Genomic DNA, 26,124 nt, shown 5'->3' on the forward strand with positions numbered 1-26,124 from the left:
ATTTATTTTGTTTATTAAGGTGTTCTTGTATTTTCCCATTTTTTAAATTGAATATCATTTCTATACACAATAAAGACCACCAAAATAATATGAAAATGTAATAAATGTGCTAAAATAGATTACACATTAAAAAAATGTATAAGTTACAAGAAATGGTTTAAAAGATACCCTGTTTTAAAATATAGAATAAGCGTTCGTTTTATGGTGAAATATCCCGATGAAGACGGAAGGAAGATTTAATATGGCAAGAAATAATAGTACTTTAATTAAACCGTTCGTGAAATGGGTTGGTGGAAAGCGTCAGCTACTTGATGATATTTATGAATATATGCCTGATGATGGATACTCAACTTATTATGAACCTTTTTTGGGTGGGGGTGCCTTATTTTTAAGCGAGCAACCCAAAAAAGCAATTGTTAATGATGGAAATGAAGAATTAATTAATACTTATAAAGTAATACAGAGAAATGTTTCTGAATTAATAGAAGCGTTAAAAGTACATAAAGAAAAGAATAATGAAGACCACTTTTATGAAGTTCGTGAATGGGATAGAAAACCGGGATATGAGGAACGTTCTGATGTAGAAAAAGCAGCACGTCTTATTTATTAATAAAACTTTAGATGATTTATTCTGGGAGGTAGAGAATTAATGAAATCTTGGTTGTCGTTTTTATTACCAGATGATGAATATCGGGAGAAAAAGACTTTATATATTTTTTCTGAAGGGTCTGTTATTCTCTTATTATTTTTAATCGGTGTATTCATTATTAACAAATTCCCAAGTCTTCAGATTGATTTAGAGTTTTCGTTATTTATAGCTATCTGGATCTTTATAGGTTACGTTTTCTTAAGATATATCATTTCAGGTATGGAGTATACAGACATTTTTACGGAACAGGCTTATAAAAGGCAATTAAAAGTTTTCATTATAAAATCATGTGGATTTGTCATTATTTTTAACCTTGCATACTCAGTTTTTATGCTCCCTAACAGCATCAGTAAATGGTTTGAAATAATAACCGTATCGATTATGGGTGGCTTAGTCTTATTTTTCGTGGATTATATTTCCTTAAAGAAGTCGTATAAAAAGAATAGAGAATTGTTATAAAACTTATTATTAGTAATAAGAGAAAGTGTCAGGGGTAAGAATAAATTGTTAAATAATATGCTTAATCCCCTGATATGGATGTCAATCGTTCCTGTTACTAGGCTAATTAAATGGATTCAAGAAGCAAGCCTTAAAAAAAACGTTTACCAGTGTTGCAGAAGAGATTGGCGTTGATGAGAAAACTGTACGAAATATCTTTAATGACTACATTGATGAGCTTGAAGCTAAAACTGATTTTAGAACGCCTAAATGGCTTGGTATTGATGAAGTCCATTTGCTTAAAAACTATCGTTGTGTCATCACAGATGTTGAAAACAAATCAATAATAGACATCGTACGTAAACGCAATAAATATACTGTCATCAGTTATCTCTCAAAGCGCCAAGATATTGATAAAATTGAATTTGTAGCAATGGATATGTGGAATCCTTATAAGAGTGCTGTTAACACAGTGATACCACATGCCAAAATCGTAATTGATAAATTCCATGTCGTTAAAAAAGATATGGTTCCCTACCAAAAACCCTACCAAAAGATGGTTGGGAACGTTGATTTAGCAGTTTTTTGTATAAAGTGAATTAGGCATGCCCCCACCAGAAACATCGTTACAGTTGCTATAAAAAATAATATTTAATAATCAAAAAACACGTTTCCTTTTTGGGAGCGTGTTTTTTTTGTCTTTTTTTATTTAAATGAGGTGATCGTTTGATAGGTCGTGTTATTGATGAAAGTGAGTTTGTCTTACATGCCGAAGAAATAGGTGAAGATGTTGGCTTTCCTAACGTTCGTTTGGTCGGTTTGTATAGCGATCAAGACGAACGTTGTTTTTACTATATTGATAGTTCAACAAAAGAGGTTTTAGAAATGTTCCCGATAAAAAAGGAGGATAATCAGGTGGTAGAAAAAAAGGAAAAAGCGATTGAAGGGCATTTTACATCACCTGAACAAATGAAAGAGTATTTATCCTTTATGTCAAAGTTTCATCAATACTCACCAAGAAACACAAGTTTAATCCAATCACAATTCAGTGGAGCTAAAGCAGTTGGAAGTTTTAAAATACTTCTTGCTCTCGCTTCGTTAAAATACTGTGGTGTTTGAATTTATTTGAGTCGTCCAAATGGTACCCCTCCTTGCTGTTCGTAGAGTTGCGCGGAAAGGGATTATTTAGTCAATATAGCTTATGATGATGGGGCTTAAAAGGTACGGCTATTTCAATAACTGTGTGCTTTAATCAATGATAATTACATAATGCCATTAATTCACATTGAAATAGTCGTATTTAAAAACAACTTGTGCTATAATCAAAATCAACGAAGCAAACGAGGAGTGAAACAACATGAGGGTTGTAAATAGTATTACTGAATTAATTGGGAATACACCGCTTGTAAAATTAAATCGCATCCAACCTGAAAATGGTGCAAGTGTGTATGTGAAATTAGAATATTTTAATCCAAGTAGAAGTGTAAAGGACCGTGCTGCATATTATATGATTGAACTTGCAGAACAACAGGGCGTTTTACAGCCTGGGGCAACGATTATTGAACCAACGTCAGGAAATACAGGGATTGGTCTAGCGATGAATGCGGCTGCGAAAGGATATAAATTGATCATCGTCATGCCAGACAATGCGACAGCGGAACGTATTAATATTTTAAAAGCCTATGGCGCAGAAGTTGTGTTAACTCCACGTGAAGATAAAATGCCTGGTTGTATTCATAAGGCAGAAGAAATTGCGAAAGACATTCCGAATAGCTTTATACCGATGCAGTTTGAAAATGAAGCGAATCCAGAAATTCACCGTCAAACGACAGCGAAAGAAATTATTTCTACGTTAGATGAAGAAGGCGAGACACTTGCTGCTTTTGTCGGAACAGCTGGAACAGGTGGAACGATTACAGGTACAGGTGAAGTGTTGAAAGAGTATTATGACGGGTTGACGGTACATGTCGTCGAACCAGCAGGATCACCGGTACTTTCAGGAGGAGCACCTGGGTCACATAAATTAGTTGGTACAAGTCCAGGGTTTGTTCCGGACATTTTAAATACGGACATTTACGATGAAATTATAAAAATAGAAGACAATGAAGCATATGAAACGGTGCATGTGTTAGCAAAAGAAGAAGGGCTATTACTTGGTCCATCAAGTGGTGCATCAGTCTTCGCGGCATTACGTGTGGCGGAGAGATTGTCGCCAGATCAGACAGTTGTCTGCATCGCACCAGATACAGGGGAAAGGTATTTATCATCTGATTTATTTTCGGAATGATGGTTGGTTAGTAGAAGAAATAGTTGAAAGTCCTACGTGGCATGGAGATTTTCACATACACGTAGGATACTATATCCAATTAAAACATATATTTTTTCACTTAATTCCAACTATTTTCATACGATTACAGAACAAGGAGGGTTTTTACATGTATGTACAAATTAAAGACGTACACAAAAGTTTTTTAAAAGACAATGAACAAATGAAAGTATTAGACAATATTAATTTAGACATCGAGAAAGGTAGTTTTGTTTCCATTGTTGGGCCATCAGGCTGTGGAAAATCAACCTTGTTAAATTTAATTGCTGGCCTTGATCAAGCAGATGAAGGTGCGATTTATGTGAATGATGAGCAAGTGACAAAGCCAGGTCCAAACAGGGTTGTCGTGTTTCAGTCAGATGGTTTATTTCCGTGGATGACGGTTTTAGATAATGTGACTTATGGATTGAAACTAAATGGGATGAGTAAAGATAAGGCAGAGGAAAAAGCATTGGAATATTTACAGATGGTCCATTTGAGTAAATATGTCGATTCCTATCCCCATCAATTATCAGGTGGAATGAAACAACGTGTCGCCATTGCACGGGCACTTGTGATGGAACCGGATATTTTACTGATGGATGAACCGTTCTCAGCGTTAGATGAACAGACACGAATGGTGCTGCATCATGAGTTACTTAAAATTTGGCAGCGCACGAAGGTGACGATATTCTTTGTCACACATAATATTCGTGAAGCAGTGCAATTATCAGAAGAAGTCATCGTATTTGCGACGCGTCCTGGTCGTTTGAAAAAGGTATTTTCCGTGCCAACATCTAAAGATGGGATCATGCCAGACTCTGTTACGATGCATATAGAGCAACAAATTTTAGACGTATTACAATCAGAAATTGAGAAAGTGTTGAAGGAGGAAATGGGCAGTGACTACAGCTTTAAGACGAATCAGCTTCATCGCGATCATAGCGATAGTATGGGAAGTAACATCTAGATTATCGGGTTTGCCAGATTTTATGTTTCCTAGTTTGACACAGATATTCTCTACATTATTTAATGGACTTGTGACAGGACAGATTACAGGTGCCATCGTAAAAAGTTTAGGGAGAATTTTTATCGGATTTTCCTTGGCAACGATTATTGGTGTCATTTTAGGTTATCTTATTTGGAAATATAAATTTATCGAGGACACATTAGGTTTTGTCGTTACGGCTTTACAGTCAATTCCAAGTATCGTTTGGTTTCCACTTGCAATTATTTGGTTTGGGTTAAATGATTTTGCCATACTATTTATCGTTACAATTGGTGCGACTTGGACGATGACGATTAGTGCGTCGAGCGGGTTCAAAAATGTGCCTGTCTTATATCAGCAAGTTGCTAGAACACTAGGTTCAAGTGGCTTGCATTTTATCAAAACTGTTATTATACCGTCATCTGTGCCGCAATTATTATCAGGAATGAGGATAGCATGGGCATTCTCATGGCGCGCACTGATGGCAGGGGAGTTACTTGGTGCAAGTGATGGACTTGGACAATTATTAGAAACAGGTCGTGCACTCGGCCAGATGGATTTGGTCATTTCTATCATGATTATCATTGCAATTATCGGTACAATCATGGACCATGTCGTGTTTTTACGACTTGAGAAAAATGTTCAGAAAAAATGGGGAATTCAATAAACGAGAGGAAGTAATAAAATGAGAAAATTGATTAGGTCATTTATTTTAACGTTGTTAGTTGTAGGGGTGGTGGCAGGTTGTTCAGCAAAGGAAGATGATGATGTAACTATTGGATACTTCCCGAACTTAACACATATTGCCACAATTGTTGCACTAGAAAATGATTATTTCGCGGAGAGTTTTGGAGATGATGTCAATATTACGACGAAAACATTTACCAATGGTGGCTTATTCATGGAAGCAATGCAGACAAAAGAAATTGATGTTGGAACAGTTGGACCAGGACCATTATTAAACTTTTACGTCAAAAATCCAGAGTATCACCTCATTTCAGGTGCAGTAAATGGTGGGGCGGTTTTAATTGCGGAAGAAGAAAGTGGTGTTGATAGTTTAGAAGATTTAGACGAGAAAAAAGTGGCAATTCCAGTCATTGGAAGTACGCAAGATGTGATGTTACGTAAAGCGTTACAAGATGTAGATTTAGCAACGACGACAAGTGGTGGAACAGTAGAATTACATGCGGCAGCACCAGCGGATACAGCGACATTATTTGTCCAAAAGTCAGTTGATGCGGCAGCGACACAAGAGCCTTGGGGTTATATTTTAGAAACACAAGCTGATGGGAAATTATTACTTGATTGGGATGAGTTCGCGTGGGGGAAAGAGTCCACGAACACGGTAGTCGCAGCACATGATACGTTCGTTGAAGACGTAGAAAAAGCAGAAGCATACCTTGCCGCACATAAGAAGGCGGTTGAGTTTATTCAAGAAAATCCACTAGAAGCACAAGAAATAGTTATTAGACATATTAAAGACTTAACAGGAAAAGAAATTGATGAAAAAGAAGCGGAAGCAGCTTTCAATCGTTTAGAAGTGACGATTGATGTCAATGAACAAGTAATCCAAGAAATGGCTACGATTAGTAAAGAAGCAGAATATGTTCCATCAGATGATATTGATGGACTGATTGACCTATCGATATTGGAAGGTTTGAAATAAACTGGATGAGAGTGGAAGAAATAAAAACATAATGTCTTTGTTTAATGTTCAAAACGATAAGACGACCTTGTCATATCAACGTTTGTAGATAGAAATTGGTTCAAGATGGTTCAAATCAGCTTGAACCTTTTTTATTTATAAGGAATTTAATAAATCTAAAGCAACACTATCCTGTTCATGTTTTTTCTCCGGCATAAGTTCAAGATAATAATTTTGTTTGTATATTCACATGACCTAACCTTTTTGATACGTATACTAGATCTATATGAACCTCATCCAATGCCAAACTTCAGTAATACAGATCATGTCAACGAAATTGTGACAGGAACGTTACCGATTTTAATGAACTTATTTATTGCTTTAACCTCCATGTTTATATTAATAAATGTAAGGAAGATAAAATCATTTGAAAATTAAAATAATGATATGGAAAACGATAGAAGGTAGTGAGTCCGTTTTTAACTAGGAGATTTTGAATCATGGTTTATTTCTTTACAGGCATCTTTTTATATGGTTTTATAGGGATATATCGTCACAATGATCCAATCTGGGTAAAAATTTTGATATAAACTAATTGCCTTTTAGTTTAGAACTATCATTAATTATTTGTTTATTTAAACATGTACATTATACTTCAAATCTGAAACGCAGAGTTCTACTTTTATTATGTAGGTCATATAAGAGAGGTCTTGAAAATGAACAAGGATGAACAATTGAAAAAAATAAAGGATATAATGAATAAATATGAAGATTGTGATAGCAAAGAGATGGCTTTACAATATGCGACAGATTTAATGGAGAAGCATGCCGGTTATTTGGTTGAACAAGCTGAACGCGTGAAACGATTGGAAAAACAAAATTATCATTATCGTGAAGCTATCGTAGAAGCAATAGATTTAGGATTATATGGCGATAGCGATGATGGTATCATTAAAATGTACGACATCCTTAATGAAGCATTAGGAAAAGCTACAGATGATTGAAATAGAACTTGAATTGAGAGACTATTTATTAAAAGATAGCAAACAGATAAAGAAGCAATTTAAAATATGAGTAATGTTGACGATGATGATGTATGTAAGAAATGTTGTCTCAGGAACTTGACCTTGACTTATGTTCAGTTTGTTTTAAGTAATTCATTCAGTTCTGGTTTAATATAAGTCTCAATTTCTTCTTCATTTTTGTTTTATAATGAATAAAAAGGTATAAAAAAGATATAGCTCCCTACCAAAAACCCTACCAAGAAAAAATATGTAATAGTTGTTCTAAAAAGCATCTTCTATATGAAGGTGCTTTTAGAATTAAATGAAATAAAAAATAGTTTCTTTGATATACTGTTATTAATAATAATATACGAGGAGGATTTATATGAAAAGGTTATTCAGTACCGCATTTACGATTATATTACTAAGTCTCTCACTCGTAGGTTGTAGTAAACCAAGTATTGAAGGGATTATTCTGGAAGTAAATGAACATGGAATAAAACTTGCAACAGAACTTTCATCAGAAGAATACGAGGAAATTGAAAACATCCCCGTGTCAGATATACAAAACGAGGATGTACAAGGAAATACATACCGTGGTTTGATTGACCTGACTTATAAAGATACAGGTGGATTAAGTAAAGGTGATAAAGTTGAAGTCTGGATTGATGGAGACATAATGGAATCATATCCTGAAAAAGCCAAAGCTAAAAAAATCTCAGTTAAAGAATAGTGCCCGATGGCAGTGACTACCGATAATTTAATAAGATATAAATGCTCTCACCCAACTGGTTTCATTATTTAGTTGGGTTTAAACTATTACTTAACAGTTTTTTGTAAGAAACGGGCTAGATTGTCGCATTAAAGTAGAGGAGAGAATAAACAGATGGAATTGATTTGTGAGAGTAATGAATTGAGTAAATACTTAACTGAATTAAATGAAGTAGATTATTCTAATCCAGTTATTAAAGAAAAGGTATCTGAACTTTTTAATGCATCACAAACAGATATTGAAAAGGCGAAAATTGTTTTTGAGTTTGTAAGGGATGAAATCTATCATTCGTGGGATATTCAGGGCACACAAGTTACTTGTCATGCATCTGAAGTTTTATCTACAAGAGAAGGGATTTGTTATGCGAAATCAAATCTTTTAGCAGCTCTTCTTCGTTCAGTGGGAGTCCCAACAGGGTTTTGCTATCAACGGCTGTTATTATTTGATACACCTGAAAAGGGATATTGTATTCACGCTTTAAATGCAGTCTTTCTTGAATCAATTGATAAGTGGATTCGATTGGACGCTCGTGGAAATAAACCTGGTATTGACGCTCAATTTTCAATTGATGAAGAGAAATTAGCTTTTACTATTCAAGAAGAACTTGATGAGAAGGATTATCCAACCATCTACGTAAAACCTCATCATAAAACAATTTCAACTTTAAAAAATTATACGAATGCACTCCAAATGTATAAATATCACTTGCCAGAGTCTTTATAGATATTTATATTAATGATTCCATTAATGGATGCGATCGTGAGATAAACAAGATACTAGGTAAGAATTATAAAAAATCTAACATTGAACCACCATCGCATTTGAAAACTGAACCACTTCAATAGAAATATTGTAGTAAACTCCTGACGATTAAATAAATCACTTTCAAAAAATAACAAGTCTGATATCCAATCGTCTATTTAGCTCGCAAAGATTAATTTCCGCTAATTAAACGAAACTGTACCTTCTTAAACAATCGACAGTGTCCTTAACATATAAATCAAACTAGGCATAAAATATGTTGTTTTATAAAATGAGGAAATTTTCCTAAAAATTTGTTAATATATGTTGTAAATATTTTCCATTCTTATATGGAAGTTGAGAGTGGGGCAAATATATAGGGAGGAAAATGCCGATGCTGAAAAAAAGGGGATGTATGTTTATGCTTCTTATTATGACTTTATTGGTAACTGCCTGTACGAATAAGGAATATGAGGAAGCAATGGAAAAGGGAGAAAGTGCAGTTATGGAGGAAGAATACAAAGAGGCAACAATTTATTTTGAAAAAGCATTAGAAGAAAAAGAAGACGATGAAACTGCTAATACATATTTAGAACAAACCGAAACATTTATGAGTGCGACGGAAGCATTTGAAGATAACTTAAAGGAATCAAAAGAGTTATATTCGGAAGTGATAGATAAAGAGGATGGATTGACGGAACTTGTAGACCGTGCAAAAGGGGAAATAGAACTGATTGAAGGTATGGAAGTTACGTATGAAGATATGGAAGGTACGCTTGCAGAAGCGAATGAAAAAAGTAAAGAAGGAAAACTTGACGAAGCCTTAACTTTAATCGAATCGATGGAAGAAGAGGATCTTAGTCATAATTATTTTTCGACTCTTACTAAGGATATGGAAACATTAAAGAGCGAAGTTAACATATTAAAAACGACGAAAAAAGAAGCGGAAGATGCACTTGAAAAGGCCAAGTCGTTAGAAAAAGAGAAAAATTATGAAGAGGGCATAAAAGTAATTGATCAAGTTTTAAAGAAAGACTTTGAGCATGATAGTTTACAAACATTAAAAAAGAATCTTGATACACAGAAAGAAGAATTAAATAAAGCACATGAAAAACAAGTAGCAATGGCAGAAGCAAAGGAAAAGGAAGCTGCTATGATTCAAAATATATATGGTTACTGGACTACTTATGGAATTGATGGAAATCATAAGGTTGGAGCACAAGTAATGAAGTTAACAGAGACAGAGTATATATGGGGTATCACACAATCTGATACGATGTACTATTCGGAAATATCTTTAACAGAAGCAGATGTAGAAAATAAAGTTGTATACGGTCAAGGATCTGGTACGGAAACTTTTACGATTGATGTCAAAAATGAGGGAGAAATTAAAATAGGCGATGTGACATATAGAAAAGTTGGTAAAGATGAAATGAAAGATGTTATTGGTGGAGATAGAGATGTGGACGATTTTTTTGAATTTGTAAAAGAAGGTGCGCAAATAGAGTTTCCTTAAATTGTATATTAGATGAGATATTATATTTTTATAAAATGTTATAAGGGATAAAATGCAATGAGAAATCGAGCTAAATCTTGTGGAATTTAGCTCTTTTTTAATGAAGTCTATTTCACTCTACCAATATTCTATCGGGGGAAGGTAATATACACCCAAAAAATTGTTTCCACTTTTTTTTATTTATATTGTAAAATTGAATTAAATCTAGGAAATATTTGTGAACGGTTTTTCTATAAGTATGTTCAAATTCGATAAAAGGTTTTTTAGCATTGACGTTATCTAAATATATGGAACATGTAGAGTACTGTGGAAACAAAAATACGATGTGAGATAGTAGCGATAGACCTATATCGTACGACAAATCTTTCATCACTGATTAAAGATAAGGAGTCTTTCATATGAAAAAAATTATTTTTTGTTCATCCATTGTTATAACTGTTGTTCTATTCATAAGTGTATATTTTTACCAGAATCAAGAGAGGATGACTTTGTCAAAAGAGCCTGAACAAAATGAAACGCAAGAAAATAATTCATCCGATGAACCTGAACTACAACCAGTAAATAATGACGCGGTAGGTTATACATTACAAAACAATGAGTTGCATATCACATTCAATCATGGAAGTGATTGGATAAAAGTTCCGGTTGAAAAAGATTCATTATTTTCAGGTGAGTACACGGGAAACAGACAAGAGTTGATTGTTGGTAGCTATATACTTACCGAAAAAAAGGTTGCCTTCTTATATTCCGATGATACAGACGAGACAAATAAAATAGTAATAAAATATTCTAACGACCAAGGGGAAACATGGCAAAAAGGAGTTGTGGCGGAGTCTTTCCCATTTATGCGTTTTAGAAAAATAGCTTTCTTAAATAATCAATTTGGATATGTAATTCTTTCTGGTGACAGAACGATGTCTCAAGAATATTCTCTTTCCTTTTTGACGCATGATGGAGGGAAAACTTGGGAGGAAACATCTGAACCTGGTAACACGAGATTACTTGTAGATGGGGGATTTGTTGATGAAAACACTGGGTTTATGTCATTTGGAACGATTAATCCTGAAGAACCGGACTTATATGTGACACAAGATGGTGGAAATACATGGAGTGAAGCAGTCATCCCAATTCCAAAAAAGTATGATAAAATTTTTGTCCAGGCCGAGCTTCCGGTTAAAGAGGGGGACCATTTAGCTGTTCTAGTCAATCAAGGGCCTCAAGGTGATTATAAAGGCGGGAAAGTGAAAGGAAAGTTTATATCAAAAGATAATGGTTTAATGTGGGACTTTTCTACAGAGGTACAATCAATGGAGGTAGAATAGAGATAAATGGCACAACATAATCGAATGGATCGTTTTTATTGGCCGCTCTACCGTCCCCGAAATTGCGAAAATTAGAAACTCAGGGACGCTGGATAGCTCTACCGTCCTTGAAATCGCGAAAATTGGAAACTCAGGGACGCTGGGCCGCTCTATCGTCCTCGAAATCGCGAAAATTAGAATCTCAGGGACGCTAGGTAGCTCTACCGTCCTCGAAATCGGGAAAATTGGAAACTCAGGGACGCTGGGCCACTCTACCGTCCCCGAAATCGAGAAAAATGGAATCTCAAGGACGCTGGACTGCTCTACCGTCCTCGAAATCGTGAAAAATCAAAACTCAGGGACGCTGGGCCGCTCTACTCTCCTCGAAACTAATTCATCGCAAATTTAAGAATAGAAGGAAGGAGGAAAATATAAAGGTGGACTATGAAATGGCCAGTTTCTATACTATCCAATATATACTAACTTTTATTCTTTTTGGTATTTTTCAACTATCTGTTTTTAAAAAATCAATATGGCTTAAATTGACACCCGTGCTTCTACTCATATCCATACTACTAATGTCATTTCCTATTTTTAAGTTATATCTCATTCTCTTTATTGCACCTACAATAGAATCTTGTTTGATTATTACCATTGTTGCTATTTTGGTGGAACTTTTTATCGTAATGCATAGTCATAAAAAAAGTAAAGAATGGCGTAATTTGCTATGTATTTTATTTTTCCTCATGGTTTTATATGTATCTCTTCGCTCCTTTTTATGGACTAAAATGTTTATGTAGCAGGAAAAGGTATCGTTAAACAATATGTTAGATAGAAACAGTAGAAGTGCTGGTTTAAAAATAACATTGGCAGGTTTCACGTTGTGCAGTCGGAAAAAATAACATATAAAAGGACGGGAAAAGGATGACAAATATCACAAAACAAAGAAGAGTAATTTTAGACTTGGCAGTTACGTTAGATGGATTTATTGAGGGGAAGAACGGAGAAGTTGATTGGTGTATCATGGATTCTGAGATGGGATTTATTCATTTTTTGAATCAAATTGATACTATTTTATATGGAAGAAAAAGTTATGACATATGGGGTCAATTTACCCTGGGAAATGATGCTACGGATATTGAAAAAGAAATGTGGGAGTTAGTACACAGTAAAGAAAAGTATGTTTTTTCCAGAACACAAAAAGGGGAATTTTTTATAGGTAATAATATTGCGGAAGAAGTAGAAAGTTTAAAGAATAAACCAGGTAAAGACATCTGGTTATATGGTGGAGCAAGTCTTATTACCACTTTTATCCATCTAGGGCTTGTTGATGAATTTAGATTATCTGTTCACCCTGTTATTTTAGGGGAGGGAAAGCCTTTATTTACGGACATAAAACAGAGGTTAAATCTTAAGATGATTCATACTAGAAAGTTTTCTTCAGGCGTTGTACAACTAATCTATCGGCCATTTGGGTCAGAGTAATCAGGGGGGAGAATCGATGGAGTTTATGTTTATGGTTGCTCGGTGGTCGCACATTATAGGAGGATTTTTGGCCCTGTGTGTGTTTTGGATTCCAATTGTAACGAAGAAAGGAAGAAAGACGCATCGACGTAGTGGTTGGGTATATGTTGTTGCTATGAGTATTGTATCTATTTCAGCATTATATATGGGGATTTATCGCCTTGCTTTTGATTCGTCTTTTCATGCAGAGGATGTTCCATTTTCTTGGTTTCTAATTTTTATTGCTATTTTAAGTGGAGGAGCTGTATGGTATGGCTTGCGTGTCCTTCGTTATAAAAAGCGCACGGTAACACATAGGAAAATGGTGGATCTATTATTCCCGATCTTATTACTTATTTCTAGTATCGCAATAAGTATTTATGGCTGGAAAATAGATTTTCCATTACTTAAATTTTTCCCGATTGTTGGCGTATTTTTGGGTGGGATTCAATTACAATATTGGTTGTCAGTCCCAACTAGGAGATCGCATTGGATAGTGGAACATATTATTGGAATGCTCTCATGTTGTATTGCAACCGTTACCGCTTTTACTGTCTTTGGGGCACCGAGACTTCTTCAAATTGAATCTGTAAGTTTGGTTGTTTGGATCATACCAATTCTTGTTTTTGTTCCGCTTATTCTTGGATTCACTACCTATTATACAAACAAAATGGACGGAAAACGTTCCACATACAGAAAATAATCAATGCATACATCCTTGATGTTTCTATGAAAATAGTACAATTTTTTCCTTATTAACATTTTGGAGGAGATATAAATGAATAATCATCCTGTTATCTATAAAAAGTTACAGTCAGGAAATGAAAAGGAATTTCATGATTTGGTCGTATTATTCCATGATGTGTTTGAGACTGAAAATGAGGTTAATCAGGGGAATATCAAGCAGTTGTTAAATAATCCAAATTTTGTATGTTTGGTAGCTTTGCAGCATCATAAAATTATTGGAGGAATTACTGCTTACGAGCTGATGTCATATGATAGTCCAAATTCTGTGATGTACGTTTATGATTTAGCAGTTCAAAATAGTTATCAACGAAGCGGCATTGGAAGTAAATTGATGAAAGAATTATTTGTTGTTTGTAGAAAAAGAGGAATAAAGGAATTATTTGTTCAAGCGGAGGAAGCTGATGCCCATGCTGTTCAATTTTATGAGAAATTAGGAGGCAAATCTTTTAACACAAGTCAATTTCATTACAGTCTTTAATTGTTGGGATTTATTTTAGGAATTTTGATTACAACAGAATTGGTATACTTACAGTTTCAAATGTTATTATACGCACTATCATATCTGGAAAAATAATTGTAAGGAAGTTGAAATATTAGATAAATGTTAGATGAAGGAGAGATGGGATTGCTGCCAATAAAAAAAGTGTATGGATATATTACAAGAATTAGAAAAGGCAAAGTAGAAATCTTGGTTTTCCGTCATTCGAATCCAAAGGCTGGTATCCAGATACCTAAAGGAACTGTAGAATCTAAAGAGAGCACTTATCATGCAGTTATTAGAGAAGTTAAAGAAGAAACAGGACTGAAAGATTTTAAGGTGAACAATTTAATAGCCGAAGACTACTGGAGAAATGATGATCATGTTATCCACCACAGATATTTTTACCAAATAAATATATCGAATGCTCCAGATAGATGGGATTACGAACCAACAGGTGGTGGAAATGAAGAAGGATTAACATTTCATTACTTTTGGATTTCTTCCAAAGATGAAGTGGAACTTGTTCGTGGACATGGAGATTATTTAAATGTAATTTTTGGTTAGTATTTAGATACAACTTATCTATTAATTGAATCATAGATGACAGATGGATAGGGGCGATATTTTGAAGAGAAATTATTGGATGATTGGACTCGGCATGGGCTGGACTATTATTTTTGCAGGTATGAGCTTTTATTGGGCAATGGGTGGTCTCATTGGTGCACGATCTCTTGGTGGCGCCATTTATGAGATGGCAATCAATCCATCTCACTCTTTTATCGTTATTTTGTGGTTGACAGGTGTCATTAAATTACTTGGATTTTTATTATTGTCACTGCTCCTTATTCAATGGAAGAAACCAATACTGAATCAATTGTTATTTTATGTAGTAAAGTGTGTAGGGGTTTTACTATTCCTTTATGGGTTTCTTAATTTCATTACGATCACATTAAGCCAGTTCCATATTTTAGATTTTGATTTAGAACCATATGCCGTATGGTGGAGACTTTCTTTTTGGGAACCGTTTTGGATGATAGGTGGCGTCTTTTATTTTTTCTCTGTTAAAAGATGAGGAAATTTAGGGCTAACCAGGCTTGTCCACTTCTCTGTTAATTTGTGAACTTTACTGATGGTATTGTATACTAAAGGATGAAGGAGTGATTTTTTTGGATGTAAAAAAGAAAGATGAACAATTCATGCAGAAAGCAATATCTTTAGCTGAATTATCTAAAAAACAAGGTAATGAGCCTTTTGGTGCAGTATTAGTAAAAGATGATACGATTGTCTTTACAAATGAAAATCAAATTCATACGATGAGCGATCCAACTTTTCATGCAGAACATGGACTTATCCGTAGGTTCTGTCAGGAAAATAAGATATCGGATCTTTCAGAGTATACTCTTTATTCTAGTTGCGAGCCTTGCTTCATGTGTTCAGGAGCAATGGTATGGTCTAAATTAGGTCGTTTAGTATTTAGTGCTTATGCAAAAGACCTAGATAAGATTTTAGGAGAAAAAGAGGGATTTCCAAGCTCTTTAGTATTCCAACATTCTGTTTGGGCCCCTTCAGTTACTGGAGGAATTCTTCGTGAAAAGGGTGTTCAAATTTTAGAAAATTACTTTTCAGGTAAGGAATAATACTAAATAAACTTGGTTATCGTTTAATGAGGAGTTCCTGTCCAATCTTTTGGTATTACCATTATATAAGATTTGGTGAGGTACTTCTTTTTTATATCCCTTTTAAACAATATGAACATCATACGTTGTCATGTTGGAGACAGCATCATTTTTCCTGTTTTAATCCCACTTATGGATATATGATTTACAAATACAATTTGTAAATAAGTAATAAACTTAACATATTTTCTACCTTACCATATCAAAACGTCTTTCTGAAAAAACGTTCAATCGCATCTGCCGCTTCTACGCTCTCCTGAAGATATGGATCCCGGAAACAAAATGTGTGCCCTAGTTTTTCTTCCCTATCAGTCAGTTCACATGGAATATTGTGCTCAGAAAGTAATTTTTCTAATTTATGTGCGTCTTTTCTTAAAAAATCCCCTTTAGCAGTCAATATATATACAGGAGGATAGTTTTCAGGCACTAAAACATCTGGAAAATAGAGGGCATACTTTTTCTTCCCATAGTCGTCCCCTAAAAACTCACGGTAAGTTGGGGCCACAAGGTAACCCATGGGATTCATTGATCCAATGGAAGGCGAAATAACGGCAAGAGCTTTAAACTGCTTAAATGGAAATGCCTTTACTGCATACGCATCCAACAGTTCCTCACTATTTACTATATTCGCAACCATCAACGTCAACGTAGCCCCAGCACTGTCACCGTAAAGATAAATATGGTCTTTATTTCCATTATAATCGCTAATATTGTTGTATACCCAGTGAATTGCTGCAAACAGATCAGAAATCATATCTTTAAAACGTACTTTCCCATCAATAAGTGAGTAATTTACACTTGCAACAATAAACCCACGTTTTGCCATGTATTTATTAAATATCCTGTTCACTTCTTTCGATCCGCATATAAATCCACCACCATGAATGTTGATAATGACATTCAGTTTCTCAGTATTGTTTTCTGGATAATAAATATCAAGAAGATGACTTTCTTTTCCATCATCTATGTATGGTATATCGATAATTTCCTTCACACCATGCACGTCCGCCTGTCCGGCGATATGCTCCTTCGTCTTCTCATCTATTTTCTTAGCCAATTTCTGTAAATATGCCAAATGTAATCTTCCCATAAATTAATTTCTTCCTTCCTGTTTACATATTTCGTTTAGAAGTGTTTTGCTTAATCAGATATGAACCTTCAACCAAGTCGGGAATTTTTTCAATAACTTCATTATAAATAGCATCCTATTTTTGAGTGGACTCTATAGTGATGGAAGATACTTCTTCAGTCCTTAAGTTATTACCATTATAAGGAGTAATTCGCTTATTTTTCTTCCACTAATATCATTATTTTTGTTACGTAATTATTTTCCCCACCAGCGCTTGCTCCATCAATGACATATTCCTCAAAACTATCCCCACAAATACGATACCCTTCTGTATGTAAATAAGTTTTCATTTTTTTATAGGTTTCGTGAATCGTCACATAACTTCCTTTATGATAGCCAACTACATATTTCCCGGCTTTTTTAATAAAAAGATTTGGTAAATCTGATCGGTCCACACGCATATAAGCATGCGAATAATTCAAATAATCTTCGTTTTCTACCTGTTCTTGACGAATCAACCCTCCGATAGGATAACCAGTATCAAGTTCTTCCTCTTTTGTATATTTAATAAACGACATAATGGAGCTTGAAAATTCTTTATCCGAACAGTTTAACGTACTTTCACTTAACACAAAGTATTCTATTCCCATTTTTTCTATTGAAAAGCAATCAAAATTAAATTGTAATGCTTCAGCAATATGCTTTTTCTTGTTTTGTATCATTTGCTGTGTACGTTTCATGTTTTCAATTTTCTTTTCCATCATTGCTTCTTTTTCCGTTAATAATGCGATCGTTTCCTCCGGGGTTTGAAAATGTAAAAAATCTTTAATTTCTGCTAAAGACATCCCAATTTCTTTTAGCATTTCAATCACGCTAAAAATCTCTGCTTGTTGAACAGAATAATAGCGATATCCATTTTCGTTTTTATATGCCGGATTCAAAAGACCAATATCATCATAATGAAAAAGTGTTTGCTTTTTTACACCACACAAGTATGCAAATTCTCCTGTCGAAAAAAGCTTTTGTGTAGATCCCATTTCATCACTCCTTTCTTCTTGACTATACGGTAACCATATACTTTATCATAACATAGAAAAGAAAAATCTTTAAAACAGTACGAAATTCAAAGAAATTTAAAATTTAGGTGGTATTTTTTATGGAAAACAATCTTTCAATGATGCAAACAATGGAACCTAGAAAATTATTTACAAAGTATTTAATTCCGTCTTTATTAGGAAATGTATTGATGGCAATTAATATCTTAATTGATGGATTATTCGTCAGTCATGGTGTTGGAGAACAGGGACTAGCGGGTGTAAACATAGCAGTGCCGATTTATACACTGATTACTTCTGTTTCTTTATGGATAGGCATGGGAGGTGCTACGTTATATTCCATTGCACATGGTCAAAACAATCAACACCGTGCGAAAGAAATATTTACACATTCCATAGTGTTAGCGATGGTGACCACTGGATTGATTATTGCTTTTTGTTTATTATTCGAGGAACCACTTGCTTATTTATTTGGAGCAAATGACTCGATTATTTCATATGTCGAAGATTATCTTCACATTATTCTTTTGTTTGGTATGATATTTGTTCTTGAAAATATTTTAAGTATTTTCATCCGAAACGACGGAAATCCAACACTTGCAATGACAGGATTAATCGTAGCAGCTGTTGTGAATATTATGTTAGATTATCTTTTCATTTTTACATTCCAATGGGGAGTAAAAGGAGCTGCTTATGCAACGGTCATCGGGACTTTTACAGGTTTATGTGTTTTACTTACGCACTTTTTAACAAAGAAAAAGCAATTGGGTTTTGTAAAAACGAACATGGAGTTTTCCCTCCTTGGTCAAATTTTTTCCATTGGTTTTCCGAGTTTTATTGTTCAAGGATCGGCTGCAGTGATGGTGATAGCATTCAATATAACCTTTAGTTATTTTGTTGGAGAAACAGGGGTTGTAGCGTATGCAGTTGTCAATTATATGCATACTGTTTTTCTTATGCTGTTTATCGGGATAGGAGCAGCTTTGCAACCTATTACAAGTTATCATTATGGTGCTAAACTTTATCAGCGGATGAAACAATTCATTTGGATTGCGATCATCACAGCATTTGGTATTGGAGCAACTGCATTTATGATGGGAGTTTTGGGGAAAAGTACGATGATTGACTTATTCGGAATTGATATTCCAGAAGTCATTGATTATACAAAAATTGGGATTGTCTACTTTTTCGCAGGGTATTTGTTTTTAGGAATCAACATGGTTTTTGTAGAATTTTATCAATCGATTGGAAGAATTCGCATCGCCACGTCGATTGTCTTAAGTCGTAGCCTTATTTTATTCATCCCATTGCTTTGGATCTTACCTAATTTCTTCGGTCGAAATGCAATTTGGCTGGTCTTTCCTGTATCTGAAGGATTAACGGTTTTATTTACTTTTCTATTGTTAAAATTCAATTGGATGGAACTTGTTCCTTCAGTAAAAATAAATGCTGCTAAATAAAGAAGAGAAAAGAAAGAGAGGATAATCAGAAGATATTTTCCTATATATTTACTTCTTTACATAGATGTGTGTGGAAGTATAAAGCAATTAGTATTTTAATATAGGGATGAATTTTTTGGAAAACATGTACCAATAAAAATATAGGCTGTTAGTGGAAAAAAGATATGCTCCCTTTAAAGTAGACAGATTAAAAAACAAAAAATCTGATTTGCTTTAAGGGACTTTTTTTATGAGCTGTTATTCGTATTTTTTGAATGTAAATATGAAGTGAATCGATTTACATATATCAAATGGCAAAGATGAAAAAATCGATGCTTAAAATTATTGACAATTATGATTCAAGTATAAGCCTCACATATTTTACACAAAATTAAAAATATTATGACGCTATTTGAACGAGTTTAGAAGCTAGTGTAATTAGTGAATATTGAATGATGATGAACCAAACCACCATAGCATTATGTTGAATCAATTCATATACATCATGAACATAGCTCGTCAATTTTACCTTCTTTTTACATCTAATTAACATCTATTTAAACTTTCGCTGATACGATAAATATAGTTTAAAAAATAAGAGGAGGGACATTTGTGTTAGAAAATTCAGAACTAAAAACAGCATATACGCAATCGCAGAAGATGATGATTTTTATTCTAGCAATGTCACTTAATGGACTTGCAAGTTTATTTACAGAATTATTGCCGGAATTTGAAATAGGGCCAATTGATTTCTCTATTTCATATATGGCCTTTGTACCAATTATTCTCGTCATTTTATTTCATCCATTATATGCTGCTTTAGGTGCATCCATTGGAGCAATTATATTTGGAGATTTATTACTAGGAGATTTTGGTGGTTTAGGTGAAGTAGAAGGATTCCTACAAATTACATTAGCAATGTATATCGCTGGATTGCTTGTGCGAGATCCGACGAATAAAGTGCAAATTTCAATTGCGGCGCTTGTCGGGGTTGCTATTGACCAAATTTTAGGTGCCATTGTTGATATTGGGAAAGTATGGTATGGGATAGAAGAATTAGAAGCTGTACCTGGGTTACCTGAAAGTATCGTCATCATGGAGGCATTTGATTTCGTAAATAACATGATTATCTCTGGTGTTTTATTCGGATTAATCCCTGCAATTTATTTAATACCAAAATTATATGGAAAAATTGAACCGTTAATGGGAATGAATCCACGTGACAAAAACGAAAAGTCAACGATCACTGAATATATTTCGGCGCGATTAATCCTCATTACTATTTTCTTTGGTTTTGTTGGTCTAGTAACAGAATTTATAGCGGAAATGGACATCAACTTTGCATTTTGGAAACCAGGTTTCATAGACCAATTTGGTGATGATTTTATCTGGTTACTTGTATCTGCTATAGCAATTATTGCTTTAATCGTTATGTTTATCTTAGGAAAGTTAATCAATAAAACAAAAAAAGTAAAAAAGGATAATGAAAAATGGTCAGCTTAAATCAACCAATTGTAGAAATAAAAGATGTTTACTACCAATATCCTGGTGCGAAACAGCCAGTATTAAATGGAGCTAATTTAAATATTGAACAAGGAGAATTCCTTGCCATTATTGGCGGAAATGGTAGTGGTAAATCAACTATTTGTAAAACAATTAATGGATTAATTCCACATTATTTCTCAGGAAATTATGATGGAGAAGTGACTGTTAAAGGAAAGTCTGTTAAAGATCAAGCTGTTGCAACATTAAGTCATCATGTAGGTTATGTTTATCAAGATTTTCAAAATCAATTAATGAAGTTAACGGTTTTAGAGGATGTCTCCTTTAGCCCACTTAATTTCGGATATAAAGATTATAAAGAAAAAGCTCAGCAGGCATTAGAACTACTTGGCATAACGCATTTGCAGGATAAAACCATTTGGGAGTTAAGTGGTGGAGAAAAGCATTTAACAGCACTTGCAGGTGCACTTGCTCTTAATCCAGAGATATTAATTGTTGACGAGCCAGTTGCCCAACTTGATCCGCAACATGCTACTGAATTATATGATAAATTAAAATTTTTAAATGATGAATTAGGAAAAACGATTATTACAATTGAACATCATACGGAATTTATTGCGAATTACTGTAAACAAATCGCACTAATTGAAAATGGGAAGGTAATGTGGCACGAGGATGTAAAAAAAGGTTTATACAATATTACAAAACTTCAAGAAACACATATTTATCCACCGCAAGTAACTCAAGCAGCTATGCAGTTGGATAGTTTTGCATCTAATGATGATATGCCTATTACAGTAGAGGAAGCAGTCGATTATTTTAAAGATTATTATTTTTTACCAGATTCAAGTCGTTATAAACCAAACTTACAGATAACGAACTCCGCAACCGTGTCTGTATCAAATCTTCAGCATGAAGTGAAATTATTGAACAAAGAAAGAAGAAGAGTGTTAGATATCGATGAAATAATCGTAAATGAAGGCGATAAAATTGCTATCGTTGGAAATAATGGTGCAGGAAAAACGACATTAATGAAAAGCCTTGCCGGGATTATTAAACCGAAGCAAGGGGAGATTATGGTGAATGGTATTGACGTATTAAAAACACCAGTTGAAAAACTTTCTAGCCATATTTCCTATATTTATCAAAACCCTGAAGAAATGTTCATTCAGGATACGATTGAAAATGATATTTCTTTCTTTGGAGATGTACGAAATATGAACCAGGATGATCTGTATGAACATATAGCAGAATCCTTAAACATGAAAAATTTACTTCCACTTGATGGTAGATTACTAAGTGGAGGACAGCAAAGAAGATCTTCTGTTGCCATTGGTCTAGGTATGTTACCAACAGTTATGATGCTCGATGAACCGACGGCTAGTCTTGATATTGGTAATAGGAAACAATTAGTTGATATTTTACATTCGATTCGTGACAAGGTAAAAACCGTACTAATTGCAACACACGATATGCAGCTTGTTGCGGAGTGGGCAACGAGAGTCATCGTGATGGAACATGGGAAGGTGATTTTTGACGGTACACCAAAGGTTTTATTTGATAACGTTGAAATATGGAAACAAGCTGGACTTAAACTTCCACAGATTGCGGAATTAAGCCTCGCTTTAAATATCCACCCTGCATTATCGGTAGATGAATTTGTTGGGAGAATAAAGGAGGCCCAAGTCAATGGATTTAACGGCTAAAATAAAAGATGTACTTAATGTAGAAACCATTAAACTTGAGTTAATAAAAACTGCCTTTGGTAAGCCGGATGTATATTTTTCCAAAATTGACGCAAGATTATTAATCTTTTGGTATTTAATTATTAGTCTTTTACCATGGTTTACATTTAATAATACGATTCTAATTACTATTATTATCTATACAACATTTCTTGCGATTATTTCACGAGTGAGTCCGTTAATTCTAACATTACTCTTTATCGGTATCATTACAGAACTATTTACAATTTTTGTCGTTACAACTTTTTTTGCAGGGGTTAATCTTGATGCAATTTTGCCAATTCTTACATTATCAATGAAAATATTTATCATGTCCATTGCAAGTGTTTCTGTGTTTGCAAGTATGAGCCCAGAAAAGTTAAGTGACGGTTTATTAAGTTTAGGGCTACCAGCGCAATTTAGTTTTGCGGTGTCTTATGCATTCCGTATGCTTCCAATCCTATTAGATGAGTATCATCAAATCTTTCAATCTTATAGATTACGCGGACTGACACCTGAAAAACATGGGTTTTTAAAATGGCGTCTCATTTATTATTATATCAAAGTAATTATTCAATCATTTTATCCGTTAATGCTTAATGTTGCCAAAAGGACACGATTGACAGTAGAAGCGTTAGAAGTACGAGGATTTTCGTATTCGCTTCATAATCCAGAAGCGAAAAAACAAAAGTTGTCCTATTTAAAATTTAAAAAGCAAGATTATCTATTCATCATTTCACAAACGATTATTATTCTACTTATTCTATGGTTTGGTGCGACATTTCCATCTTAGGAAATGACTATATATAAAAGGAGAATGTATATGCATATTGACTTTCATACACATGCGAATTTATCAAAAAAAATTAATGTTTCTCTGGAAGATTTTAAAACGAAAATGCAAGAGGCAAAAGCAAGCGGGCTTACAGCAATAGCAATCACGGAACATTTTAACGCTACAAATATTATAAATTTATATGAAACGCTAAGTGAAAATTATTCTTATGAAAAAGATTATTATATGATTGAGGGAATGAAGGTGTTTTGCGGTTTAGAAGTGGATGTAAAAGAAAATGGCCATTTCTTGGTCATCGGGTCTCGAGACGATATCTTGACCATTGCATATCTTCTTCTTCCTTATCATGATGAAGATAATTTTATTCCTGTAAAAGATTTGATTAACATCCTTTCAGACTTTAATGTTTTAAAAATTGGTGCTCATCCTTTACGAAAATCAACCCCATGGCATCACCATGAAACATCTGTTTTAGAGCAGTTTGATGCATATGATTTAAATGGAAAGGATCTTTTCACGGATGGGCGAGAAATGGAAAATAAGGTTCATACATTTGCTGAAAAATATGAGGTTCCAGTTGTTGGTGGTAGCGATACTCATCAGCAATTACAATATGGATCAATCGCCAATGTATTTCCTGAATGTAATACTATCGATGAATTAAGAGAAGCGATCCAACAAAGAGATTATGAAGTAAAAGTATCTCCATGCTTAGAAGAGAAGGTTAAGGGCGCAAATCAAGTGAAAAAGTTGCTTAAGGAATTAAATGTTAAATTAAAAATATAAATGATTAATCGGATCATCTTATATTAGAAACATAAACGCATGAAAGGAAGTTGAAAAACTTTTAATTCATGCGTTTATTATTTATGAAAGAATTTACGATAAGGAATAAATAGAAATGGTGGGGAAAACATCACCTATATTGATTAAGCCCACATAGAATCTATGTCAATATCCTTTCGTTTATGTGTTGTTGCCTCAAACATTTTCATTTCTTTAAATCCGAATATACTTGCAATGATGAGTGCTGGAAATGCAACAATGCGCTTATTATAAATCGCTACATTACTATTATAATTCCGTCTTGCCGCGGATAACTTATCTTCAATTGCAATGATTGCTTGTTGTGTTTTACGAAATGCATCATTAAATTTTGGATCAGGATAATTCTCCATCGTTGCCATTAAACTAGGCATTGCCGCTTCAATTTGCATCCCTGCTTCTACTTTCTCATTCACAGAATTCGCTTGCGAAAAGGCACTTCTCATATTGGTCACTTTCGTTACAAGGTCCATCTCTCTTTTCGACTCTTCTTTTGCAGTGGAAATTACTTTTGTTAACATATCAAAACGTTCTTCTACATATGTTTCAATTCCTCCAAAAGCTTCGTCTACATTCACTGCTGCATGTTTTATTTTATTAAATGTGGAAATAGTATAAAGTACTATGAGTATGATTAAAATACCAATTGCAATTGCATAATACATAGCATATAACCTCACTTTTATTTTATATATAGTTTTAAATTTAAGTTTAAATCATCTATAAATCGTAATACTACATTAATATCTTTAAAATAATCATATACGGTATCGATGTTTAATTCTTTCATTATATTTAAAATGAAATGATTCGATCTTGTATGAATTAGTACATATACTTGATTATTATAAAATGAAAAATAAGGAATAAAACGTTCCTTCTTCCTTTTCTTTGGCTTCCCTTCGATTGTATCGGATACATAATTTACGAATTCCAGTATATTTTCCATCGTATCTGTCTGCAAAATAACCCTTGCTTCAATTTGATCCGTTGAATGAACAATGAACTTTTTCATAAATTCAGGGTTTTCCAATAATACTTCTTGCATGGCATGGTGCTTATCGAATTGCTTTAGTTTTTTTCGATATTTCCTTTTCTTTAAAAGCCAACGTGGTTTAATCATCGTAAAAGAGCGTCCAAAATCTTTATTGAACTCGACTTTGAAAAGCAAACCGGCAGCTAACATTCCTAATGGCTTTTCTATTACTTTCCCTTTTTGATGTATTTTTCGATCGTTCCGAACAATCATCTCACTAAAGGATAAATAGGTTTTAGCGTCTTCTTCTTCATCATATACATACCCTTTAATTAAATCGTCTCCTACGCCAAAATCAGCTTTTTGTTTAAATATGTGCATCTTATTTACATCATCTAACGTTAAGGAGCCGTTTGGTTCATAGGTAAAATGTGGATTCATAAATTGTACGAGTTTTGGTATAATAAGTTTTTTCGCTTTTGCTTCTAATTTTTCCTTATATCGCATCCAATAAAGTCCAATCCATCCAGTAATGGCAAGCGGAGCAGCTAGTATCATAAATATCGTAACATCACGAAAGACGAAATAAATGAAAAGTAATAGGAAGGGGGCTGCAATGATTCTTAGAATGAAACCTTTCATAAATTTTTTTCGATCCACTTCAAGAAGTTCTAACTCTTTTTGTAAATGTTCTTCATAGAAAGTAATAAATTCCGTTTTTTCTTTTGCAAATAGTTCCAGACCATAAGCATTCTTTTTAATCTTTGGCGTTTGTTCGGAAAGCATATTTACCTCCTTAATTTGATTAATAAGTTCAAATGTTTTGCCTCCATTTCAACTTGTGAGAAAAAACCGCTACAATATTCGTATGCACATTTCACTTTACTTCATTCTGACGTTGTTCTTACAATATTGCAAGACTCTTATTATTCACTATAATATAGCATACTTTACTAAGGATTAGAAAATGT

28 protein-coding genes are annotated in these 26,124 nt (G+C 33.9%); 24 read left to right on the top strand and 4 right to left on the bottom strand.

Annotation, left to right across the window (positions count from 1 at the left end; genetic code table 11):
* Positions 1-241: 241 nt before the first annotated feature.
* The 19 genes from WKT09_RS04585 to WKT09_RS04680 all read left to right on the top strand — a co-directional run bounded on the left by WKT09_RS04585 (position 242) and on the right by WKT09_RS04680 (position 15,727).
* The gene (locus WKT09_RS04585; RefSeq protein WP_340414916.1) at positions 242-610 is read left to right on the top strand and encodes a DNA adenine methylase; all 369 of its coding nucleotides are present in this window, start codon (positions 242-244) and stop codon (positions 608-610) included.
* A gap of 39 nt (positions 611-649) precedes the next feature.
* Complete coding sequence (locus WKT09_RS04590; protein ID WP_340414917.1) at positions 650-1,108, top strand: DUF3278 domain-containing protein; 459 nt, start codon at positions 650-652, stop codon at positions 1,106-1,108.
* 259 nt (positions 1,109-1,367) lie between these two features.
* Positions 1,368-1,685: an ISL3 family transposase gene (locus WKT09_RS04595; protein WP_445323982.1), complete on the top strand. Its 318-nt coding sequence runs from the start codon at positions 1,368-1,370 to the stop codon at positions 1,683-1,685.
* Positions 1,686-1,813: 128 nt separating this feature from the next.
* A complete protein-coding gene (locus WKT09_RS13785) occupies positions 1,814-2,206 on the top strand; it encodes a hypothetical protein (RefSeq protein WP_445323980.1) in 393 nt (130 codons plus the stop codon).
* A gap of 238 nt (positions 2,207-2,444) precedes the next feature.
* On the top strand, positions 2,445-3,374 hold the full coding sequence (gene cysK / locus WKT09_RS04605; protein WP_340414919.1) for a cysteine synthase A: 930 nt from the start codon (positions 2,445-2,447) through the stop codon (positions 3,372-3,374).
* A 148-nt stretch (positions 3,375-3,522) separates the two neighbouring features.
* A complete protein-coding gene (locus WKT09_RS04610; protein ID WP_340414920.1) occupies positions 3,523-4,362 on the top strand; it encodes an ABC transporter ATP-binding protein in 840 nt (279 codons plus the stop codon).
* Positions 4,295-5,047 carry an ABC transporter permease gene (locus WKT09_RS04615; protein ID WP_340414921.1) on the top strand — a complete coding sequence of 251 codons (753 nt, stop codon included), beginning with the start codon at positions 4,295-4,297 and terminating at the stop codon, positions 5,045-5,047. The genes WKT09_RS04610 and WKT09_RS04615 overlap by 68 nt, the downstream gene beginning before the upstream one ends.
* 18 nt (positions 5,048-5,065) lie before the next feature.
* Positions 5,066-6,046 (top strand): aliphatic sulfonate ABC transporter substrate-binding protein, encoded by a 981-nt coding sequence (locus WKT09_RS04620; RefSeq protein WP_340414922.1) that lies wholly within the window; start codon positions 5,066-5,068, stop codon positions 6,044-6,046.
* Between the two features lie 695 nt (positions 6,047-6,741).
* Positions 6,742-7,029, top strand: a complete 288-nt coding sequence (locus WKT09_RS04630; RefSeq protein WP_340414923.1) for a hypothetical protein — start codon at positions 6,742-6,744, stop codon at positions 7,027-7,029.
* A gap of 385 nt (positions 7,030-7,414) precedes the next feature.
* Positions 7,415-7,762 (top strand): DUF3221 domain-containing protein, encoded by a 348-nt coding sequence (locus tag WKT09_RS04635; protein ID WP_340414924.1) that lies wholly within the window; start codon positions 7,415-7,417, stop codon positions 7,760-7,762.
* Positions 7,763-7,915: 153 nt separating this feature from the next.
* A complete protein-coding gene (locus WKT09_RS04640; RefSeq protein ID WP_340414925.1) occupies positions 7,916-8,524 on the top strand; it encodes a transglutaminase-like domain-containing protein in 609 nt (202 codons plus the stop codon).
* 412 nt (positions 8,525-8,936) lie between these two features.
* Positions 8,937-10,058 carry a hypothetical protein gene (locus tag WKT09_RS04645; RefSeq protein WP_340414926.1) on the top strand — a complete coding sequence of 374 codons (1,122 nt, stop codon included), beginning with the start codon at positions 8,937-8,939 and terminating at the stop codon, positions 10,056-10,058.
* A gap of 482 nt (positions 10,059-10,540) precedes the next feature.
* Positions 10,541-11,380: a WD40/YVTN/BNR-like repeat-containing protein gene (locus WKT09_RS04650; RefSeq protein WP_340414976.1), complete on the top strand. Its 840-nt coding sequence runs from the start codon at positions 10,541-10,543 to the stop codon at positions 11,378-11,380.
* 903 nt (positions 11,381-12,283) lie between these two features.
* The gene (locus tag WKT09_RS04655) at positions 12,284-12,844 is read left to right on the top strand and encodes a dihydrofolate reductase family protein (protein WP_340414927.1); all 561 of its coding nucleotides are present in this window, start codon (positions 12,284-12,286) and stop codon (positions 12,842-12,844) included.
* 16 nt (positions 12,845-12,860) lie between these two features.
* Positions 12,861-13,565, top strand: a complete 705-nt coding sequence (locus WKT09_RS04660; protein WP_340414928.1) for a DUF2306 domain-containing protein — start codon at positions 12,861-12,863, stop codon at positions 13,563-13,565.
* A 75-nt stretch (positions 13,566-13,640) separates the two neighbouring features.
* Positions 13,641-14,087: a GNAT family N-acetyltransferase gene (locus WKT09_RS04665; protein ID WP_340414929.1), complete on the top strand. Its 447-nt coding sequence runs from the start codon at positions 13,641-13,643 to the stop codon at positions 14,085-14,087.
* Between the two features lie 141 nt (positions 14,088-14,228).
* The gene (locus WKT09_RS04670) at positions 14,229-14,654 is read left to right on the top strand and encodes an NUDIX hydrolase (protein ID WP_340414977.1); all 426 of its coding nucleotides are present in this window, start codon (positions 14,229-14,231) and stop codon (positions 14,652-14,654) included.
* A gap of 61 nt (positions 14,655-14,715) precedes the next feature.
* On the top strand, positions 14,716-15,162 hold the full coding sequence (locus WKT09_RS04675) for a DUF3995 domain-containing protein (RefSeq protein ID WP_340414930.1): 447 nt from the start codon (positions 14,716-14,718) through the stop codon (positions 15,160-15,162).
* A 94-nt stretch (positions 15,163-15,256) separates the two neighbouring features.
* Positions 15,257-15,727: a nucleoside deaminase gene (locus WKT09_RS04680; RefSeq protein WP_340414931.1), complete on the top strand. Its 471-nt coding sequence runs from the start codon at positions 15,257-15,259 to the stop codon at positions 15,725-15,727.
* 241 nt (positions 15,728-15,968) lie between these two features.
* Here the strand turns inward: WKT09_RS04680 and WKT09_RS04685 are convergent, their stop codons facing one another.
* Entirely contained in the window at positions 15,969-16,841 is an 873-nt protein-coding gene (locus tag WKT09_RS04685) for an alpha/beta hydrolase (RefSeq protein ID WP_340414932.1), read from the bottom strand.
* A 209-nt stretch (positions 16,842-17,050) separates the two neighbouring features.
* Positions 17,051-17,872, bottom strand: a complete 822-nt coding sequence (locus WKT09_RS04690; protein ID WP_340414933.1) for a MerR family transcriptional regulator — start codon at positions 17,870-17,872, stop codon at positions 17,051-17,053.
* Positions 17,873-17,991: 119 nt separating this feature from the next.
* Between WKT09_RS04690 and WKT09_RS04695 the strand changes: the two genes are divergently transcribed.
* The 5 genes from WKT09_RS04695 (at position 17,992) to WKT09_RS04715 (ending at position 24,138) form a co-directional block, all read left to right on the top strand.
* Entirely contained in the window at positions 17,992-19,350 is a 1,359-nt protein-coding gene (locus WKT09_RS04695; RefSeq protein ID WP_340414934.1) for an MATE family efflux transporter, read from the top strand.
* A 591-nt stretch (positions 19,351-19,941) separates the two neighbouring features.
* Positions 19,942-20,832, top strand: coding sequence for a cell division protein FtsQ (locus WKT09_RS04700; protein ID WP_340414935.1), 891 nt, complete (start codon positions 19,942-19,944; stop codon positions 20,830-20,832).
* Positions 20,820-22,538 (top strand): ABC transporter ATP-binding protein, encoded by a 1,719-nt coding sequence (locus WKT09_RS04705; RefSeq protein ID WP_340414936.1) that lies wholly within the window; start codon positions 20,820-20,822, stop codon positions 22,536-22,538. The genes WKT09_RS04700 and WKT09_RS04705 overlap by 13 nt, the downstream gene beginning before the upstream one ends.
* Complete coding sequence (locus tag WKT09_RS04710) at positions 22,522-23,349, top strand: energy-coupling factor transporter transmembrane component T family protein (RefSeq protein WP_340414937.1); 828 nt, start codon at positions 22,522-22,524, stop codon at positions 23,347-23,349. The genes WKT09_RS04705 and WKT09_RS04710 overlap by 17 nt, the downstream gene beginning before the upstream one ends.
* Before the next feature lie 30 nt (positions 23,350-23,379).
* Complete coding sequence (locus tag WKT09_RS04715; protein ID WP_340414938.1) at positions 23,380-24,138, top strand: PHP domain-containing protein; 759 nt, start codon at positions 23,380-23,382, stop codon at positions 24,136-24,138.
* Between the two features lie 143 nt (positions 24,139-24,281).
* On the opposite strand, the gene WKT09_RS04720 is transcribed toward WKT09_RS04715, so the two are convergent.
* Positions 24,282-24,842 carry a LemA family protein gene (locus WKT09_RS04720; RefSeq protein WP_340414939.1) on the bottom strand — a complete coding sequence of 187 codons (561 nt, stop codon included), beginning with the start codon at positions 24,840-24,842 and terminating at the stop codon, positions 24,282-24,284.
* A gap of 17 nt (positions 24,843-24,859) precedes the next feature.
* Complete coding sequence (locus WKT09_RS04725; protein WP_340414940.1) at positions 24,860-25,939, bottom strand: DUF3137 domain-containing protein; 1,080 nt, start codon at positions 25,937-25,939, stop codon at positions 24,860-24,862.
* Positions 25,940-26,124: the final 185 nt, after the last annotated feature.

It is taken from the genome of Pseudogracilibacillus sp. ICA-222130, assembly GCF_037892545.1.
In the GTDB taxonomy this organism is placed as follows: Bacteria; Bacillota; Bacilli; order Bacillales; family Amphibacillaceae; genus Pseudogracilibacillus.